Raw genomic sequence first — 20,829 nt, forward strand, 5'->3', positions numbered from 1 at the left:
AAAATATTGTTAATGTGAAGAGGATTTAAATGGAAAGGCGTGATAGATATGAATATGGATATAATAACATCTAGTATAGGAACTTTTTTTGCGTTAATCCCTATTCTTTTAATTGTATTTGTTTTTCGGTGGATTCGGCTCATGTATCTCAATTCTGAAGAACAGTTAAAACAAAATGAAAAGATAATCAAATTGTTGGAAGAGATAAAACAGCAAAATAAAAAATAGCAGAGGAAGGACCTTTGCTATTTTTAATATCTCAGCTTCATTAAAATGCTTCGTATTTCCTCATCGTTCATAAAGAGGTCATGATGCTTCTCTGTAATTTTTGCAAGCGCGACATCGTGGTAGAAAAACTCTGTAAAGAACTTTACGAATGGCTGAGACATTGTTTTCATTGCTTGCCAAGATTCTTGTTCCATCCCAGCAAATAAAATTTCTCGATCATCCACGATAAGCAATAAGTAACGTTCTAATGCGTTAGGTTCTTCGGTTGGAATGAGAAAGTGAACCTTTGTCAGTTCTGTCTCCACATTGCCAACTACAAGTGCCTCAATATCAACACCTTGCTTTGCTTTTTCTTCAAGTAAAGGAAGATACCCCAAAAATGTATCATTCCAAGCGGAAATGCGAATGGAGTGTTTAGCCTCTGCTACGATTTGTTTGCTTTGAACTTGAATAGAAGATTGCATTTTTAAGCTCCAAACACGGTCATCTATAAAGGAGCGTTTTGAAATGTTTGTTTGGAGTTCTTTAATATTTGATTGGAATTCTGTCGTTAATTTTTGAATGGCAAGGTCTAGTGGCAGGGCTGTATATAGTTTTTTCTTTTCTGAGACGGAATCCATAACCATTCCTTTATCGATGAGCCGTGCTAATACTTCATATATTTTCGCTTTTGGAACACCCGAATGCTTTACAATTGTTGTTGCATCTAGTGGTTCATCGCTTGATACTACGACTTCATATGCCTGGCTTTCATATTGAGAGAAACCGAATTTTTGTAACATAATGCCTCCCGAACAAGATAGATTCTATACATAAGAATAAAGAAGTATGTCCATTTACACAAGTGCTTCACTTTTTAACCAAGAAAAAAAGAATAGAATCCGAATGGATCCTATTCTGGTGTCGGTTTAGTTATGAATCGCTTTGAACATGAGCGCACCATTGTTTTCAGTAACAGTTAATGTACCGTTAATTGCTTGAGTTGAGAATTGCTTGGTTTGAAAGTAATCTTTCGAACCAAGTCTTTCTAATATGTTATTTAAATCTTGTTCGCTTAGAGATGAATCTAGAGAACGAATAACAGTCTTTATTGTGGAATAAAAGGCATCGATTTGTTCCTTAGATGTACCTGATCCAGCGATAGCAACAGCGGCAATTCCACCAGTTGCTTTATAAATGGAAACGCCTAATCCAAATGTAGTATTAAATGTTCCATTATATGTCGCGATTTGTGTTGTTTCAGAAAAGAGTTTAATGTTACTGATGCTAATACCATTTGAACTGCCAACTGAGTTAATTGCATTTACTAGCTTTTGCATGATTTGAGCCGTATCTACTGAAGCTGGTGGCGGAGTTGGATTAGGTGGCGGAGTTGGATTAGGTGGTGGAGTTGGATTAGGTGGTGGGGTTGGATTAGGTGGTGGAGTTGGGATAGGTTGTGGGGTTGGACTAGGTGTAGGGGCTGGCTTTGGCTCAGGCTTCGCTTCAGATTTTTCTGCGGGCTTTGTGTCCTTCTGCCCTGTGTCACACGCTGTTGCTCCAAATAGAAGAGGAATAGCTAATAAAGTAAGAAATAATTTTTTCATGTGTCCACTTCCTTTCAAAAGGATAAGGTGATTAAAAAAGGATAACATCAATATATGCACAACAGATGGAGAAGGATTACTGCGAATAAGCATATTATGAAAAATAAATGAAAAGTATAGTTATGGTTAGTAAAGTAGGAGAGAGTTTTGTACAATAGAAATGAAGCAAATATAGGAGGGAAACTATCATGGCAATTGTTGATGTATCGATTATTCCAGTTGGAACAGGTAATCCAAGCGTAAGTGAATACGTAGCAGAAGTACAAAAAGTGTTAGAGAAAAATGCGGACCGCGTGAAGTATCAATTAACACCGATGAATACAGTAATTGAAGGAGATCTTCCTGTATTACTTGAAGTGATTCAACAAATGCATGAAGTACCATATACAAAAGGTGCAAAGCGTGTAGCGACAACAATTCGTATTGATGATCGTCGTGATAAAGAGAGCACAATGGAGAAGAAATTAAACTCTGTAAAATCGAAGCTATAGGATGGAATGAAAAGCAACCCAATGGGGTTGCTTTTTTTGTACGTATGAGAACAGGCACTTATAGAAAACGAGCTAATAAGATAATAAAAACTTAAAAAGAAAGGAGTGTTCTGACTTGGGATTTCCAAGTGGTGTACAATTTACGCCAGTTTTAGTGAATGGAAATGTATATACTGATATTGTCGGAGATCAGTCTCCTGCAAGTACGGATATTGTTGGTACTTCTTCGTTTCCGGCGCTTTACTACGCATACGATGGAGTAAATATATACTTTCGCTTACGCTTAAACGCAGATCCACGTAACAGTAAGCTAACAGGTTTCCAAAACTATGCGTGGGGTATTTTGTTTAATACAACGGGTACAGTGGGCACATATCAATGGTTATTAAATGTAGATGGGAATCGGAATTCAGTAAACTTAATTCAAAATGTAATAGAGGAGTTCAATTCTTGGAACGATTCTGCTGAAGGAATAGATGGGCGAGGTGCGCCTAATTTTAGTCGACCGATTGTAAACTTTGACGTAGCTCGCGTTGTACAAGCCGATTCTAGTTTAGGCGGAAATCCAGATTATTTTTTAGATTTTTTCATAGATACTTCTACTTTATTTTCTTTTTTAGGAATTACTATAAATTCAAACGTCCGTCTACTCGCCTTTACCTCTGCAAATTCTAATAATTATAATAAGGATTCTTTGCAAACAGCAGAAGGATTTCCATTTGAACATGCACAATCGAATTCACTTCTTGCAAGTAAAGGAGATGTAAGAGCGGAATTGAGCATAGAAAAAACATTAATATCTGGGCCAACTTTCATTTTAAATGGAGTGCAAGGACAATGGGCGGGAAGTATTCGAGTAACGAATGTTGGTAAAAGCACAGCGACGACAGTGTTTGTCAATGATGTTATTTCTCTAGATCTTCTTAACTCTGTTCAAATCACGAGTGTCTCACTTGGAACGACAGTAATTAATGGGGATACCATAACATGGAATATCGGGAATTTACCTGCTGGTTCGAGCGCTACGTTACAATTTGGTCAAAAAGGCAGTTTTACTATACCTGGAAGCCGTACATTAAATACAGCAACAGCTACAGGAATTGATAGTTATTCAGGTGGAGCGCTTGCTGCTGTTCAAAGCAGCCTTACAGTCACTGCTCAAGCGACTGGAGGAGTGACTGGTACTGTGACTGATAGTGTAACAGGAGTACCTATTAATGGAGCAAATGTTCAAATTTTATTAAACGGGAATCCAGTGGCAACAACTGTAACAGATGCTTCTGGTATATATAGCTTAACGGATATTGCGCCGAATACGAATTCTGTCGTGCAAATTATGACTTCAAATTATACTACCATTTCACAACCTCTCTCTATTCAATCTAATGTAACGTCGGTGTTAAATATAACTTTATCTCCTGTTCCAGGTAATATTCAAGGAACTGTTAGGAATAACCAAACTAATACACCAATCGATGGTGCAACTGTAACGGTTACAAATGTGTTAGGTGCAATCATAACACAAACGATAACAGATGGTAGCGGTCAATATGTAGTTAATTCTATTGTACCTGGAACTTATCATGTCGCGGTGTCTGCAACTACTTATCAATCTCAAGTACAGTCGGTATTAGTGCCAGCAAATGCAAGCGTAACAGTAGATTGTTTGCTTATTTCTAACCCTGGTAGTATGCAAGGGTTTGTGAGAGATAGTGTAACCAATATAGCTATAGTAGGAGCAACTGCTATTTTACGTGATAATAATGGAATCCTTGTTGGTACAACAACTACGGATGGTACAGGAGTATATATATTTAATGCATTAGCACCAGGGGCTTACTGCATTTCAGTAAATGCAGTAAATTATGATACACAAACGGTAGGGAGCACAGTATCTTCAAATCAAACAACAAATGTTGATATAGACTTAACAGCTAATCCAGGAACATTATCAGGGACTGTGACAGATTCTAAAACGGGTACAGGGGTTAACCGAGTAACAATACGTGTCGTGAATCAGTTTGGTATTACTGTTACGACAGTGCAAACAAATAATACGGGAGAATACACAATTCCATCCTTATCTCAAGGAACATACTCTGTGACATTTGCTGCAGAGGGATATGGTACACAAACAATTGGAGCTATAATTGTTTCTAATCAAGTATCAACGACAAACGTTGCTCTTTTTCCTTTAGCAGGAAGTGTAATAGGAACTGTGATTGATAGTCAAACCAATATACCAATAAGTACGGCGGCAGTTGCTATATTCTTAAATAATGTTTTAATAGCCAATACCGTTACTGATAGTACGGGTAACTATACGATGGCAGGATTGGTACCAGGTAATTATACGGTAACATTTACTGATGAAAATTATGGTACACAAACAATTGGAGCCATCATACAAGCGAATACGATAATTAATGTAAATGGATCATTATCTCTATTACCAGGTAGTTTGCTAGGTAGTGTTAGCGGAGGAAATCAACCTATGGCAGGAGCGGTAGTCGTTGTTCGGGATGGGGTTTCTGATACGATTGTAGCTCGCAGTGTAACGGATAGTAATGGAGTATATACGATCCAAAATTTAGCGCGGGGAGCATATAACGTAACAGTATCCGCTACTGATTTTCAAACGAGTATGAAAGGAACCGTTATTTCAGCAAACACTCCTTCTAATCTTAATTTTGTATTGTTACCAATTCCAGCAACGATTACAGGCACAATTACAAATGCACAAACCGGAACGCCTATTGCCAGTACGAATGTAGAAGTGCGGGTGCTTGATGCGAATGGGGTGTTAATTGCCTCTGTTTTCAGTGATAGGAATGGCATTTATTCTGTTCAAAATTTAGGGTCTGGTACGTATAGTGTTGTAGTATCCGCAGCAAATTTTCAAGTTAATATTATGACAATTAAGTTGACACCTGGAGAAATAGACACAGCTAATATAGCGTTGTTACCAGATCCGGGGTTTATTATGGGCAATGTAAAAGGTGTCATAACAAATGCTCCTATACCAGGAGCGGCTGCTAACATTTCGGATAGTAATGGAGTATTGGTAGATACAGTTCTTACTGATACAAACGGAAGTTTTATGACAGTCGGCTTATCTCCTGGTATGTATACAGTTACGGTCATTGCTCAAGATTATCAAAATCAAATCATTGGAGCGATTGTGACAGCTGATGTTACAACGCCTGTTTCAGTAGTGCTGCAACCAAATCCGGGACAAATTACAGGAGTTATAACACCTACCAACATAGACGCCATTGTACAGTTGTATACAACAGATAACTTATTTATTAATAGTATCGCAGTAGATGAAAACGGAAACTATCAATTTATGAATTTAGCACCCGGTATGTACATTATAAAGGCGGTAGCACAAAATTATGCAGTATCTCAGGCAGGAGTGACTGTTATTTCTGCTCAAACGCCAATTGTAAATTTAACAATAAATCCAAATCCGGCTCAAATTCAAGGAATGATTCAAAGTAACGCTGGAGATCCTATTGTAAATGCTACGGTCAAAATAATAGATGCTGGTGAAACGATTATTGGTATTGGCTTAACGAATCAAGAGGGACGATACAGTATTGGAAGTATACCACCAGGTAGTTACAACGTTATTGCTACAGCTCCAAAGTTTCAGAGTGAACAACGTGGAATATTTGTTAATGCAAATCAGAGCGTTACAAATTTTGATTTTATATTACAGTCAAATCCAGGGGCAATATCTGCCCAAGTTACAGATGAAATGACGGAAAATCCATTAGCAGGAGCAACAGTTTTAATTAGAAACAGCCAAGATGTGTTAATTGCATCTACTGTAACAAGTCCATTTGGTAACGTTATTGTTTCAGGATTAAAAGAAGGAAACTATACAGTTGCAGCTACTGTAACGAATTATGCTACGGAAATTACAGGAGTAATTGTAAGAAGTGATGAGATAACAGGAGCGAATATTTCATTAACAAGTACAGTAGGGAGTATTAACGGTACAGTAGTCGATGAGAATCAAAATCCAGTTATAGGGGCAAATATTCAAGTTCGTTTATTAAATGGAACGGGAATATCACTTCAATCTTTTTTAGCAAATCCAGATGGAACATTTGTTATACAAGGCTTGGCACTAGGACAGTATTTGTTAAATGTAACAGCACCTAATTATGGGGGAAGAACAGTATCTGTAATGGTAGAAGCTAATCAAACAACCAATATAATTGTTCCGTTAGCCTCTTTATTAGGTACGATTATCGGCACTATTACAGATAAACAAACAGGAGCGGGCATTAGCGGTAGTACGGTTACAGTAACATCTAATACGGGTATCTTCTTAGGAAAAGGTATCACAGATGAGAATGGTAATTATACTATTAGGAACTTACCGCACGGAATAGTGAATATTACAGTTGTAGCTCCGTCTTATGGAAGTTCAGGAACAACGACCACATTATTGGCAGATGAGATACAAAATGTTTCAATTGCTTTGCAGGAAGATGCTGGTGTAATTACAGGGTTTGTAACAGATTTCAACACCGCTTTACCACTTCCTGGTGCGAATATCGTTATTACAACATTAGGAAACATTGTAATTGCAACTACTGTGGTGGGGCAAACAGGAAGATATCATGTAGATGGATTGGCGCCGGGTTCTTATCGTGTAGTAGCAAGTGAACCTCAATATTCAACCGCTGTATTAACGGTAAATGTCATTTCGGATACAGAGGCATTGGCTAGTTTTGTATTATCTCCAGACCCAGGATATGTTTCAGGAGTTGTAACAGAAGACCTAATGGACGGGGTGCCTTTAAGGAATATTAATATTCAGGTTCGTTATTTAACAATAAGCGGCCCTGTTATTCAAACATTATTAACAGATAGTGAAGGAAGATATATAACAAGTGGGTTATCTCCTGGTACGTATGTATTAACTGCATTTAGTAGTGAATATGGTGATCAAACTTCTTCGGTTTTGGTAACAAGTGATACAACAACGATATTGAATTTTGTTCTTTCACCCAATACAGCTTTCTTGCGAGGAACGGTGACAGATAGTAGTGCGATACCGCTTCCAAGTACGATTGTTCGATTATTTGATAGTAATAATGCACTTACGCAGGCAACGGAAACAAATGCAAATGGTTTATATGGCTTTACTGGAATTACACCCGGAGCATACACAATTGTTGCTATTCACCCAAACTTTGAGAGACAGCAAATTGCTTTTACAGCAACGCCTAATGAAACAGCAACTGTAAATTTTGTTTTAAGTGGAATTCCAGGTACTCTTGTAGGAACTGTGAAGGATAGTGAAACAAATACACCGCTTGTAGGAGCGCTTGTGGAAGTATTTCCAAGTGGCGGTACACTAGCTGTAGCACGCAGAACGACTGATGGAACGGGGCAGTTTAACATTTCAAGCTTAGTATCCGGGAACTATACAGTAGTAGCGTCTAATTTAAATTATGAATCTCAAACGGTTGGAGCAATTATTGTCCCTGGAGAGATAACGAATGTCGAGGTTATTTTGCTTCTCGATCCAGCTATAGTTTCAGGGACGGTTACAGAATTAAATGGAAACCCTATAAATAATGCTGGTCTTTCTTTCTTCAATCAAAGTGGAATTTTAATTGGATCCACGGTAACGGATGTGAATGGAAATTATGTAATGGGGGGATTACCAGCAGGATCGTATACAGTAGTAGCATCGGCTCCTCAATTTGCACATGTAAGTAAAGGGTTGATAGTGGCTCCAGGACAAAATATAAGGAACTTTAACTTTGAATTAAGTAGAGATGTTGGAAAAATCGTAGGTACTATCACGGGAGATGGGATATCATTGGTAGGGGTAACAGTTTCTCTACTTGAAGATAATGTATTTATTGTATCGACAGTCACCAAAAGCGATGGAACATATATGTTTGAAAATATCGCTCCTGGAGCCTATACAGTCTCTGCTAGTGCTTCAGGTTTTGGAGTAAATCAAGTAGGAGCAGTTCTACAAGTGAATATGGTCACAGAAGCGAATATAGATTTACATTTTTTGATAGGAACGATTGCTGGAACTGTGACGGATACCTCAGGAATGCCAATTGTAAATATAGCTGTTACAATTCAAGTTTTTAATATAAATGGGCAGTTGCTTCGTAAAGTGCAAGCAGACCATACAGGTGTATTTGTAGTAACAGGATTAGTTCCTGGATCTTATGTCTTGACGGCAAGTGCTCCTCAGTACCAAACAAATACAGTAGGGGCAAATGTAAAAGCAAATGAGGTAACAAATGTAGAGGTGTCTTTACTAGCAGCGGCAGGAGCCATTGCTGGAACTGTTGTAGAGTTTGGGACGAATGAACCAATTGTAGGAAGTAGCGTGAAGATTACAGATATAAATGGTTTTATTATCGGAACAGCAGTTACAGATGAGAGCGGTCGATTTCGCATTGAAAGTCTTCTTGTTGGTACCGTAAATGTGATAGCAACTGCAGAGGGATATACCTCAATTTCTCGTGCAGCCATTATTCCTCTAAATACGACTGTTGATATTATATTGTCATTACAGTTAAATCCTGGTCGCATTGTTGGAACGATTACCGATATTCAAGGTTTTCCAATAAGTGGAGCAGTTATTACTGTAATTGATGGTACAACCGCAGTGATTACGAAGGTTCTGACGCAAAATGATGGAAGTTACCGCGTGGAATCTCTTACGCCAGGAGCATACACAATTTTAGTTAATGCTACTGGATTTGGTCAGGGGATCTCGAGTGGAGTTGTAGCATCAGGAGGTACGACGGATGTTTCTTTACAATTAATGGGGAATACAGGGGCGATTGCTGGAGCTGTTCAAGATAGCGAGACTGGTTTACCTATTAAAGGAGCAGCCATTCAAATCCGTTTGATTAATCCATCAGGACCAATTGTATTGACTACAGTAACAGATACAGGTGGGAATTTTGTAGCTCCAAACTTAAACCCAGGATTTTATGCAGTCGTTGCTTTTGCGGAAGACTATGGAAGTAACGTAGCTTCTGTTCAAGTAGTAATAAACGAAACAGCCACTGTTGCATTATCTCTATCAAGCTTAGTTGGGGCTGTAAGAGGTACGGTAGTGGATGAGGCATTAGAGTTGCCTCTAGTAGATACATTGATTAGACTTACTAGTGAAAGTGGGATTGTACTTCGAGAAGTACAGACAGATGTAACAGGGAATTATTTTATTGATAATATTACCCGAGGAAATTATACACTGGTATTTATTAATGCTAATTATCAAAATGTTGTTGTATCTGTGACGGTAGTAGCAAATGAAACAAAGATAATAAGTGTTACTTTACAGCCTTATCCAGCTTCTATCGCAGGAACAGTAGTTGACGCGAATTCAAGTGCACCGCTTATTGGTGCTGTGGTTCAAGTACTAAATGCAAATGGTCAATTTATTACCAATGCAATTTCAAATACAGAAGGAAGGTATAGCATAACAGGATTAGCAGAGGGAACGCATACGGTTGTTGCAATTACGCAAGGCTACATCGCAAGTAGTCTTAATATTTCATTAACACCAGGGACCGCTGCTCAAGTTGATTTTCAATTGATTACAAATCATGCATCTATTCAAGGAGAGATCATTGATCGAAATGGAAATCCAGTCAATAATGCTCTTGTCCGAGTATTAGATCAAAGTGGAGTATTCATCAATTCTGGTGTATCGGATGCAAATGGAATGTATATTGTTGGAAATATGCCATCCGGGACGCTTCAGGTTATTGTTTCAGCAAAAGGTTTTCAGAGTGTAACACGATTTATAACGGTACGTGCTGGTGAGTAGTTGACAAATATAGATTTTATTTTAGAATGGGATAGTTTTGGAGAAATTAAAGGGAACGTATATAACCAACTTACGAATGAACCGGTTGTAAATGCTACAGTTGAAGTGCGAAATTCTTTTGGTACGATAGTTACTGTGTATACAGATAGATTTGGGGATTTTAGTATTTCTTCTCTTGCTGCCGGTTCTTACACTCTGATAATTTTGGCACAACCTTTTCAAACAAAGACAATTACAGTGAACGTGGAGTTAGGTGAAATAACTCGTGTTACAGTTGGCTTAGATCCAACCTTTATTCCACCCTTTCCAAGAAAAGCAATATATATTATTCTTTTAAAAGAGACAGGAAAGGCATTAAGTCTTCCTTGTGCTTCAAATCCAACAATATTTCATTTAGTGAAATTGGATGAAAATAAGAATTTTGCAATATTCTCCTATGAAGCAGTGTTAGAGGGATTACAGTATATAACAATAGATCTAAGCTGTGTTTGGATTATAAAAATAAAATAAGTATTAAGAAATGAAAGTCTATCTTTAAATAAATGGGGCACAAAGTTTGTATCCTTCTATAAACTTCTTTATTATCAAAATAAAACGTGATAAAGGAGAGATAGCAGAGATGAGTGAAAAATTTAATGAGCAGTTTGATGGCTTGCTTGAAAAGTATACAGAACTATTGTTAGGGGAAAGCAGTGAAGAGAGGAAAGAGCAGGTACAAAAGTGGGCACTGTACTCTTACATCGCAAAAACAATGCCAGCTTTAGTCAAGCATTGGAATGAAACGTATCCAGATGGAAAAGAAGAAATGGTACATTTAATAGCTGATATTAAGAAGTTAAATGAAGAACACCGTAACCATAAAGACTGAAAAAACCACTTATAGAGTGGTTTTTTATTATTTTCGACAGAATATGACATTGTAAAATTTATATGTTTGATATTGTTTATTTAAATTTACATATAAGGGGAGAGATTAAAGTGGATGCTGAAAAGAAGTCGAAGATTTGGGAGTATGTCGGATGGGGCGCAATTGTCATAGTTGGCGCTTTTACTACATTTATGTTATTGATGCTTATTTTTGGTGATCCGAAAACGAAAGATAAAGCGGGAGAAGTGACAACAGATGGACAAGAGGTTCAATATGCCGGAAAGGATTTGAAAAAAGAATAATCTGTTGGAAAACTTGCTATTAAGGAATAAAGGGGATAATTAGTTATGAATAAAAAAGTGAAAAATTTTAAATATCTTATGATTATATTAGCCTGCATTGCAATTTTTGGTACAGTTTTACCTAATGCATTAGATCCGAATGAAACATTAGCAGGTAAAATTTCAATTGCAGTTTTTGGTACAATGGGTACTTGTTTATTATTTTCTATTACTTATTTTATTGTAAAAAAAGCTATTATAGCTTCGATGAAAAGGTAGATTATTATATGTCCTTAGGATTTGGATGGTTTCAGAACAGTTTTTTTGGGCGGAATTTGCCGATGAAGGTAAAGGAGTTCCGATTATTCTTTTAAAAGTAAAAAAAATATAATTCACTTTAATGTTGAAGAAAGAGGCTATCCCATAAGTCGGTGAAATCGTTTATGGGATAGCCTCTTTATGAAAAAATCCTACACAATATGTAGAGGTAGGAGCAAATATCTTTACATGTTTCGCATTTAAATGAAACGGAATCCTATGTTTCTACACGTAATTTTTATAGGAGTGAATTACGTGCACTTAGGGCTTTATATTTGTATTCATCTTGAGTCATATTAGTATCTTTGTATAATGTATAGGGAGAAGTAAGAGGTGTGCGAGTAGTGTCGAATATTTATTTTAAATGAGCCTTCTCACCTATTTTTATAGTTTTTTCTAAATGTCGAAAAAAATTTATGAATATTTGAAAGCGACATTATAGGTTTTTAAACATTTTTATAGTATTTTATAAATTATCTAAATAATTATTTGTATCAAATAATTTTAAACAATGATATAATTTAGAAGAGGGGTAAAAAACAGACAAAGTACAGTCATAGGGGTGAATTACATGGAACAATTAATGCGCAATTCGTTTCTTTTTTTGTCAAAAAATAAAGCGTTAACAAAACTGGCTAAGAAGTACGGTTTACGCTTTGGTGCAGGGCGCTTTGTCGCAGGGGAGACAATTGATTTAGCTGCTGCAGCCATTAAACAATTAAATCAGCAAGGACTTTGTGTAACAATCGACTATTTAGGTGAGTTCGTTGATAATGAAGCAGAAGCAAACGAAATGGCAGATCAATCGATTGAAGCAATTCGCGCAATTGGACGCGAAAAACTCAATTCACAGCTTTCTTTAAAAATGACTTCTATGGGATTAGACATCTCAGATGAAATTGTAATGAATAATATGCGCCGCATTTTAGAGGCTGCAAAAGAAAACGGTGTGTTTGTTACGATTGATATGGAAGACTATACGCGATGTGGGAAAACAATTGAGATCTTTAAGCAATTAAAATCTGAATACGATAATATCGGTACTGTTATTCAAGCTTACCTATATCGTACAGAAAAAGACATCGAGGATTTAAATGCATATAATCCTAATTTGCGTCTTGTAAAAGGGGCTTATAAAGAACCAGAAGAAGTGGCGTTCCCGGACAAGAAAGATGTAGATGAAAATTATAAAAAAATTATTAAAATGCACTTATTAAATGGAAATTATACAGCTATTGCTTCACACGATGAAGCAATTATTGAATATACGAAGAAACTTGCCGAAGAACATAACATTTCACGCGATCAATTCGAATTCCAAATGCTATATGGTATTCGTACAGAACGTCAGCTTGAGCTTGTAAAAGAAGGCTACAAAATGCGTGTTTATGTGCCGTATGGAAATGACTGGTATGGCTATTTCATGCGCCGCCTAGCAGAACGCCCAGCAAACGTTGCGTTCGTTTTAAAAGGAATGGTGAAAAAATAACCAAGGAGCTAAAATACTCCTTGGTTATTTTAATTGCTTGAATGCATAATTTGCCATTTTTTTCGTATCTGGATATAACTGCGTACGAGTAGAAGACAGTACAACGTTAATAACTCGTTTGCCATCTTTTTCATCGACTGTGACGACAGTGTATTTCCCAAGCGCAGATAAACCGCTTTTACTTCCAATTGCATATGGATCATCGTAAAGTTCCTCGCGGCCATAGTTTGCAATTTTTGGGGCGCGCTGTGAAGTATGCAATGTTGAGCGCGTTGTATTCATATAATCTAGCACAATTGGGTATTTTAATGCTTCTTTCGTAATGATGGCGATGTCATAAGGTGATACTTTATTACCTAATGCGTCAGCTCCGCTCGCGTTTTTAAACGTTGCATGCTTTGTCCCGAGTTCTTTCGCTCGTCTATTCATCATTTTGATAAACTCTTCTTTTGATCCTGCAATATGTTCGGCAATGGATTCAGAGATTGGATCGGCACTGATGATTAGCATGAGTTTCAATGCTTCATCTCTTTTTAATTTTTCACCAGCATGAAGTTTAATTTTTTTGCTTTGACTCTCCGTTGTTATTGCGTTTTTAGTGACTGTAATTTCTTCATCTTTTTTCACATTCTCTAGTAAAAGAAGAGTTGTCATCATTTTTGCTATGCTAGCTGGATACGAACGTTCTTGTTCCCGTTTTCCATATAGAATTTCACCAGTATCAGCATCGATTGTAACGGCGTATTTCCCAGTGATAGCAGGCTGATTCTCTCTCACGTCTTTTTTCTGGTTTGCATAAGAGAAGAAAATCATACTTGTAAACAGTGTAGCGATCATCACAATCATGAGTATTGTTCGTTTCATCATCGTTCCCTCTTTTGTTTTTCCTTATGTACAAATAAATTGGGCAGAAAAGTGGCCCAATACTCATTATGCCACGTTCTCTGCCCAAAAATATAGCGGAAGTTCAAAAAGTCCGGTAAAGATCGCCGCCCGCTTTCTTCGCTACATCGCCAGTCCGGTTCACATGTAGCTCCACCTACACTCCGTATCTTCCCAGCTTCCGTACGTCGAACTGCTCGGCTCTCTTTATACTCCTTTTTGAACAAGCACATATATCCTTATTTTTCACCCATGTTGTGCTTTTTATATTGTTGATTGTTACCTTGACGGCCTTTTTCAATACCGCGATCAACTGGACCTGCATTTCCTGTTACACTTGCAGCACTAACGCCTGCTTTTGATGGGTCTTTCTTAAGTCTTGCCATATATATTCCTCCATTTTCGTTAAATTCTAAAAAAGGAAAAAGCGTATTCTATCAAGAAATACACAGTTATAGAGTTCCCAAATCAAAGAAAATAATTTATTTCAGAAAATTTTATCAATAAATATATTGCGAAAATTTAAACAGTATCATATATTTATTAGTAGAGGCTCACTCATTGATTGCGACTTATGTCGAAAAATTGAATGAGCATTCATTCAAGAATAGGGGGAGAAATGGATGTTCCAAATTAAAAAGGCTGCTGTTCTCGGTTCTGGCGTAATGGGCTCAGGAATTGCTGCACATTTAGCCAATATCGGTATACCAACATTATTGCTTGATATCGTACCACAGGCGCTTACAAAAGAAGAGGAAGCGAAGGGACTTACGTTAGAACATAAAAGTGTAAGAAATCGTTTTAGTAACGGGGCACTGCAAAAATTAGTAAAGCAAAAACCAGCTCCTCTTACAGTGAAAGGTAATTTAGCATTAATTGAAGCGGGTAATTTAGAGGATGACCTTGAGCGCCTTGCTGATGTAGATTGGATTATTGAAGTTGTTGTTGAAAATTTAGACATTAAGAAGAAACTATTTGAAAAAGTAGATGCTGTTCGTAAACCAGGCTCGATTGTGAGCTCAAATACATCGGGTATTTCTGTTGAAAAAATGGCAGAAGGTCGTTCAGATGACTTCCAAAAACACTTCTTAGGAACGCACTTTTTTAACCCACCACGTTATTTAAAACTTCTAGAGATTATACCGACAAAAGAAACAGATCCACAAGTGTTAAACTTTATGAAATTATTTGGTGAAGATGTTCTTGGAAAAGGTGTCGTTATCGCGAAAGATACACCAAACTTTATTGGAAACAGAATCGGTACGTACGGCTTACTTGTGACGTTGCAAGAAATGATTAAGCGCGGCTATAGCGTTGGAGAAGTGGATTCTGTAACAGGTCCATTAATCGGTCGTCCAAAGAGCGCAACGTTCCGCACATTAGATGTTGTTGGTTTAGACACATTCGTTCACGTTGCGAACAATGTATATGAAAATGTACAGGAAGAAGAACGAGATGTATTTAAAGTACCAGCTTTCATGCATGGCATGCTGGAGAAAAAATGGCTTGGAAGTAAAACAGGTCAAGGTTTCTTCTTAAAACAAGGAAAAGAAATTTTAGAGTTAAATCCTGAAACGATGGAATATGAAGCACGTAAAAAATTAAAAGCTGCTTCTGTAGAGTTAAGCAAACAAGAAAAAGGATTAGCGAATAAATTGAAAGCGCTTGTATATGCGAAAGATCGTGCAGGAGAGTTGCTATGGAATATTATTACGCCAACTCTTTTATATTCAGCGAAGCTTCATAAAGAAATCGCAGACGATATTGTTGCAATTGACCAAGCGATGAAGTGGGGATTTGGCTGGGAACAAGGCCCATTTGAAATTTGGGACGCAATTGGCGTAGAAAAATCCGTTCAAAAGATGGAAGAAAACGGAAAAGTTGTTCCGGCATGGGTAAAAGACATGTTAGAGAAAGGATTTAGTACTTTCTATAAACAGGATAACGGCGAAAGCTATTACTACGATAACGGTGAATATAAGCTGATTGAACGTAATAAAAAAGCAATTTCGCTTAAACAACTAAAAGAGAAAAATGGCGTGTTAAAGAAAAATAGTGGTGCGAGCTTAATCGATTTAGGCGATGGCGTCCTTTGCTTAGAATTCCATTCAAAGAGCAATGCAATTGGTATGGATATTACGCAAATGATTAACTACGCTGTTGATGAAGTGGAAAAGAATTATAAAGGACTTGTTATCGGGAACCAATCGAAAAACTTCTGCGTTGGTGCAAACCTTGCAATGATTTTAATGGAAGCACAAGATGATAACTACTTTGAAATTGAGTGGGTCGTGAAAAACTTCCAAGATGCAATGATGAAAATTAAGTACTGCTCAAAACCAGTCGTGGCAGCACCATACGGTATGACACTTGGCGGCGGTACAGAAGTTTGCTTACCAGCAGCGAGCATTCAAGCTTCTAGTGAGACATACATGGGATTAGTAGAAGTTGGGGTTGGTTTAATCCCTGGCGGTGGCGGTAACAAAGAGTTATACATTAAACATTTAAATAAAATGGCAAACGGTGTAGAGTTTGATCTGCAAAAGGTTGCAAATAAAGTATTTGAGACAGTAGCGATGGCGAAAGTTTCAACATCTGCGCAAGAAGCAGTTTCTCATAACTTCTTAGGCGATAAAGATGGTATTAGTGTGAATGGTGATCACTTACTATACGATGCGAAACAAAAAGCACTTGCTTTATATGAAGCGGGTTATAAAGCACCTATCCGCAAAAAGATACCAGTTGTTGGTGAAACGGGATATGCAACTCTCGCACTTGGAGCAGAAGCAATGCATTTATCTGGTTACATTTCTGAATATGATCTTCATATTGCGAAGAAACTTGCATATGTAATTGCAGGCGGAAAAGTACCGTACGGAACAGAAGTTGATGAGCAATACTTATTAGATGTGGAACGTGAAGCATTTATTAGCTTAGTAAGTGAGATGAAATCACAAGCAAGAATGCAGCACATGCTTGTAAAAGGAAAGCCATTACGTAACTAATAACGAGGGGAGATATCGTTCATGAGAGAAGCTGTCATTGTTGCGGGAGCAAGAACGCCAATTGGTAAGGCAAAGAGAGGTTCATTAAAAACAGTTCGTCCTGATGATTTAGGAGCATTAGTAGTAAAAGAAACATTAAAACGTGCGAATAATTATGAAGGACCAATTGATGATTTAATTTTCGGTTGTGCGATGCCAGAAGCAGAGCAAGGTTTAAATATGGCACGTAATATCGGTGGGTTAGCGGGACTTTCTTACGATGTTCCAGCTATTACAATTAACCGTTACTGTTCTTCAGGGCTACAAAGTATCGCTTACGGTGCAGAACGCATTATGCTTGGTCATTCTGAAGCAGTATTATCTGGTGGAGCAGAATCGATGAGTTTGGTTCCAATGATGGGGCACGTTGTTCGTCCAAATAGTCGCCTTGTGGAAGCGGCTCCAGAATATTATATGGGCATGGGCCATACAGCAGAGCAAGTTGCTGTGAAGTATGGAATTTCTCGTGAAGAGCAAGATGCATTTGCGGTAAGAAGTCATCAGCGTGCGGCAAAAGCTTTAGCTGAAGGGAAGTTTGCTGATGAAACAGTACCTGTAGATGTAACTTTGCGTACCGTTGGGGCAAATAACAAAATCCGAGAAGAAATGATTACATTCTCACAAGATGAAGGTGTAAGAGGAGATACGACATTAGATATCTTAGGGAAATTACGTCCAGCATTTAACGTTCGCGGTTCTGTAACGGCTGGTAACTCTTCACAAATGAGTGATGGAGCAGCATCCGTACTTTTAATGGATCGTGAAAAAGCAGTGAGCGATGGCATGAAGCCACTTGCGAAATTCCGCTCATTTGCAGTAGCTGGTGTACCACCAGAAGTAATGGGAATTGGCCCAATTGCAGCAATTCCAAAAGCGTTAAAATTAGCAGGATTAGAACTATCTGATATCGGCTTATTTGAACTAAATGAAGCATTTGCTTCTCAATCGATCCAAGTAATTCGTGAGCTTGGCTTAGATGAAGAAAAGGTAAATGTAAACGGTGGTGCAATCGCACTTGGACATCCACTTGGTTGTACAGGAGCAAAATTAACATTATCTCTTATTCATGAAATGAAACGCCGCAATGAGCAATTCGGTATTGTAACAATGTGTATCGGCGGGGGAATGGGAGCTGCCGGAGTGTTTGAATTACTATAAAAAAAGTGGAGGCGGCTCGTCCAGAACAAGAGGACATTGGAGCTCCTGACATAGAGGCGCTTTTTGCCTCGGAGGAAGGGACAAAATGGCCGATTGTTCTAGCCGCTGGAACTGGATTAAATAAAAAGTGGAAGCGGCTTGCTTAGAATGCGAGGGGGATGGAGCTTCTGGCGAGGAGGCGTTCTTTGCCTCATAGGAAGAAGCGAAGTCACCGATTATTCTAGCCGCTGGAACTGGATTAAATAAAAAAGTGGAAGCAATAAAAGGGTATAAAAAATAAAGGGTGAGCCAGCTTCTTTCAAAATGAGAGAAGCGGCCTATGAAAATATGAAGGAGGAATTTTTCATGGAAAAAACAGTGGGAAATGCAGTTAAAGGCGGCAGCTTTTTAGTTGATGAGATTACGATTGATCAAGTATTTACACCAGAGGATTATAGCGATGAGCATAAAATGATAGCGAAAACGACAGAGGATTTTATTGTAAATGAAGTTCTCCCAGAGCTTGAATATTTAGAGCAGCATGAGTTTGATCGTTCTGTTCGCTTATTAAAAGAAGCTGGCGAGCTTGGTTTATTAGGTGCTGATGTACCAGAAGAGTACGGCGGAATTGGGCTTGATAAAGTAAGCTCAGCGTTAATCGCAGAGAAATTCTCTCGTGCTGGTGGCTTTGCAATTACACATGGCGCTCACGTTGGTATCGGATCATTACCAATCGTTTTATTCGGTAATGAAGAGCAAAAGAAAAAATATTTACCTGCTTTAGCAACTGGTGAAAAATTAGCTGCATACGCATTAACTGAGCCAGGATCTGGATCGGATGCATTAGGCGCAAGAACAACTGCTCGCTTAAATGCAGAAGGTACACACTATGTATTAAATGGTGAGAAACAATGGATCACAAACTCTGCTTTTGCTGATGTATTCGTTGTATACGCGAAAGTTGATGGAGAGCATTTCACAGCATTTATCGTTGAGAAAGAATATCCAGGTGTATCTACAAGCCCTGAAGAAAAGAAAATGGGAATTAAATGTTCTTCAACTCGTACGCTAATTTTAGAAGACGCATTAGTGCCGAAAGAAAATGTACTTGGTGAAATTGGTAAGGGGCATATCATTGCGTTTAACATTTTAAATATCGGTCGTTATAAATTAGGTGTTGGTACAGTTGGTTCTTCAAAACGTGCACTAGAAATTTCTGCACAATATGCAAATCAGCGTCAACAGTTTAAACAACCGATCGCTCGTTTCCCATTAATTCAAGAAAAGCTTGCGAACATGGCAGCGAAAATTTATGCGGCGGAAAGCTCTGTATATCGTACAGTTGGTTTATTTGAAAGCCGTATGAGCACATTATCAGAAGAAGAAGTAAAAGACGGCAAAGCTGTTGCAGCTTCAATTGCTGAATATGCAATTGAGTGCTCTTTAAATAAAGTATTCGGTTCTGAAGTATTAGACTACGTAGTAGACGAAGGTGTTCAAATTCATGGTGGTTACGGATTTATGGCAGAGTACGAAATTGAAAGAATGTACCGCGACTCTCGTATTAACCGTATTTTCGAAGGTACGAACGAAATTAACCGTTTAATCGTACCGGGTACGTTCTTACGTAAAGCAATGAAAGGTGAATTACCGCTTCTTCAAAAGGCACAAAAATTACAAGAAGAGTTAATGATGATGATGCCAGAAGAAGTAGGCGATGAGCCATTAGCACTTCAAAAATATTTAGTAAATAACGCGAAGAAAATCGGCTTAATGGTAGCTGGATTAGCTGCCCAAAAATACGGTAAAGCATTAGATAAAGAACAAGAAGTTCTTGTTAACATTGCAGATATCGTAAACAATTTATACGCAATGGAGTCTGCTGTTCTTCGTACAGAAAAAGCAATCAAAGCAACTGGCCTTGAAAAGAATAAACAAAAAGTATTATACACTGAAGTATTCTGCCAAGAAGCTTTCAACCAAATTGAAGCAGATGCGAAAGAAACAATTATCGCAGTTGAAAACGGTGATATGCTGCGCATGATGTTATCAGCGCTTCGCAAATTAACTCGTCATACACCGCTTAACGTAATTCCGAAGAAGCGTGAAATTGCTGCGAAAGTATTAGAGGATGAGCGTTATACAGTTTAATTGTTTTGAGAATCCGGCAACCCTATAAGGGCTGTCGGATTTTTTTGTGAGTAATCGCTGTATAAAATCGATATCTGGATTAATCGTATCAATATACGCATGAACACGATCATCTAAATCAACTTCGGATAAAGTGTTCTTACAATACTATCTTTGTAAGACAAGCTTGCTAAAATGACTATGATTTTTTAAGTAAAAGGTGAATGTGATCATTCATCTTTTTTTAGTGAATCATCATTTTATGTCATCACTTCACATGCATACAATCCCAAAATTAATAGATACTAAATGGTGAATGAACAAAGAAAGGAAGGGTTTTATTATGCCAAATTTAACAGAGCTTGAGCTTGAAAATTTACGTCATATTATTGGAGGGCATGCGACAGTTGCGAATAAATTAGATCAGTATGCGCAGCAGTGTACAGATCCTCAATTGAAGCAAATGCTACAGCAAGATGCACAAGCGGCAAGAAATACAAGACAACAATTAATGTCCTTTTTAGGTTAGGAGTGTATAGAC

Annotated in this window: 16 protein-coding genes; 12 read left to right on the plus strand and 4 right to left on the minus strand. The window is 37.8% G+C overall.

Annotated elements, in window-relative coordinates; all coding sequences use genetic code 11:
- Nucleotides 1-251: 251 nt before the first annotated feature.
- Nucleotides 252-1,010 carry a TrmB family transcriptional regulator gene (locus CN288_RS06815; protein ID WP_026594147.1) on the minus strand — a complete coding sequence of 253 codons (759 nt, stop codon included), beginning with the start codon at nt 1,008-1,010 and terminating at the stop codon, nt 252-254.
- Nucleotides 1,011-1,136: 126 nt separating this feature from the next.
- Nucleotides 1,137-1,814 carry an adhesin gene (locus CN288_RS06820; protein ID WP_098302015.1) on the minus strand — a complete coding sequence of 226 codons (678 nt, stop codon included), beginning with the start codon at nt 1,812-1,814 and terminating at the stop codon, nt 1,137-1,139.
- 188 nt (nt 1,815-2,002) lie between these two features.
- On the opposite strand from CN288_RS06820, the gene CN288_RS06825 reads away from it, so the two are divergent.
- From CN288_RS06825 to CN288_RS06855, 7 genes are all read left to right on the plus strand, one after another.
- On the plus strand, nt 2,003-2,305 hold the full coding sequence (locus CN288_RS06825) for an MTH1187 family thiamine-binding protein (RefSeq protein ID WP_098302016.1): 303 nt from the start codon (nt 2,003-2,005) through the stop codon (nt 2,303-2,305).
- 115 nt (nt 2,306-2,420) lie between these two features.
- Nucleotides 2,421-10,139: a carboxypeptidase regulatory-like domain-containing protein gene (locus CN288_RS06830; RefSeq protein ID WP_098302017.1), complete on the plus strand. Its 7,719-nt coding sequence runs from the start codon at nt 2,421-2,423 to the stop codon at nt 10,137-10,139.
- The gene (locus CN288_RS06835; RefSeq protein ID WP_098302018.1) at nt 10,140-10,649 is read left to right on the plus strand and encodes a carboxypeptidase-like regulatory domain-containing protein; all 510 of its coding nucleotides are present in this window, start codon (nt 10,140-10,142) and stop codon (nt 10,647-10,649) included. It begins immediately after the preceding gene.
- Between the two features lie 109 nt (nt 10,650-10,758).
- Nucleotides 10,759-11,007 carry a YusU family protein gene (locus CN288_RS06840; protein WP_026594151.1) on the plus strand — a complete coding sequence of 83 codons (249 nt, stop codon included), beginning with the start codon at nt 10,759-10,761 and terminating at the stop codon, nt 11,005-11,007.
- 110 nt (nt 11,008-11,117) lie between these two features.
- The gene (locus CN288_RS06845; RefSeq protein ID WP_026594152.1) at nt 11,118-11,309 is read left to right on the plus strand and encodes a hypothetical protein; all 192 of its coding nucleotides are present in this window, start codon (nt 11,118-11,120) and stop codon (nt 11,307-11,309) included.
- A gap of 45 nt (nt 11,310-11,354) precedes the next feature.
- Nucleotides 11,355-11,567: a hypothetical protein gene (locus CN288_RS06850; RefSeq protein ID WP_026594153.1), complete on the plus strand. Its 213-nt coding sequence runs from the start codon at nt 11,355-11,357 to the stop codon at nt 11,565-11,567.
- A 610-nt stretch (nt 11,568-12,177) separates the two neighbouring features.
- Nucleotides 12,178-13,095 (plus strand): proline dehydrogenase family protein, encoded by a 918-nt coding sequence (locus CN288_RS06855; RefSeq protein ID WP_026594154.1) that lies wholly within the window; start codon nt 12,178-12,180, stop codon nt 13,093-13,095.
- Nucleotides 13,096-13,119: 24 nt separating this feature from the next.
- On the opposite strand, the gene CN288_RS06860 is transcribed toward CN288_RS06855, so the two are convergent.
- Nucleotides 13,120-13,959 carry a D-alanyl-D-alanine carboxypeptidase family protein gene (locus CN288_RS06860; RefSeq protein WP_026594155.1) on the minus strand — a complete coding sequence of 280 codons (840 nt, stop codon included), beginning with the start codon at nt 13,957-13,959 and terminating at the stop codon, nt 13,120-13,122.
- Nucleotides 13,960-14,216: 257 nt separating this feature from the next.
- Nucleotides 14,217-14,363, minus strand: coding sequence for a YuzL family protein (locus tag CN288_RS06870; RefSeq protein ID WP_003201682.1), 147 nt, complete (start codon nt 14,361-14,363; stop codon nt 14,217-14,219).
- A 237-nt stretch (nt 14,364-14,600) separates the two neighbouring features.
- Between CN288_RS06870 and CN288_RS06875 the strand changes: the two genes are divergently transcribed.
- From CN288_RS06875 to CN288_RS06890, 5 genes are all read left to right on the plus strand, one after another.
- Nucleotides 14,601-16,982, plus strand: a complete 2,382-nt coding sequence (locus CN288_RS06875; protein ID WP_098302019.1) for a 3-hydroxyacyl-CoA dehydrogenase/enoyl-CoA hydratase family protein — start codon at nt 14,601-14,603, stop codon at nt 16,980-16,982.
- A gap of 21 nt (nt 16,983-17,003) precedes the next feature.
- Nucleotides 17,004-18,179 carry an acetyl-CoA C-acetyltransferase gene (locus CN288_RS06880; protein ID WP_026594158.1) on the plus strand — a complete coding sequence of 392 codons (1,176 nt, stop codon included), beginning with the start codon at nt 17,004-17,006 and terminating at the stop codon, nt 18,177-18,179.
- 5 nt (nt 18,180-18,184) lie between these two features.
- A complete protein-coding gene (locus CN288_RS28660) occupies nt 18,185-18,325 on the plus strand; it encodes a hypothetical protein (RefSeq protein WP_176527653.1) in 141 nt (46 codons plus the stop codon).
- 199 nt (nt 18,326-18,524) lie between these two features.
- Nucleotides 18,525-20,309: an acyl-CoA dehydrogenase family protein gene (locus CN288_RS06885; RefSeq protein ID WP_026594159.1), complete on the plus strand. Its 1,785-nt coding sequence runs from the start codon at nt 18,525-18,527 to the stop codon at nt 20,307-20,309.
- A 322-nt stretch (nt 20,310-20,631) separates the two neighbouring features.
- Nucleotides 20,632-20,817, plus strand: coding sequence for a hypothetical protein (locus CN288_RS06890; protein ID WP_016112410.1), 186 nt, complete (start codon nt 20,632-20,634; stop codon nt 20,815-20,817).
- Nucleotides 20,818-20,829 lie beyond the last annotated feature (12 nt).

This window comes from Bacillus sp. AFS023182 (genome assembly GCF_002560575.1).
Classification (GTDB): Bacteria; Bacillota; Bacilli; order Bacillales; family Bacillaceae_G; genus Bacillus_A; species Bacillus_A arachidis.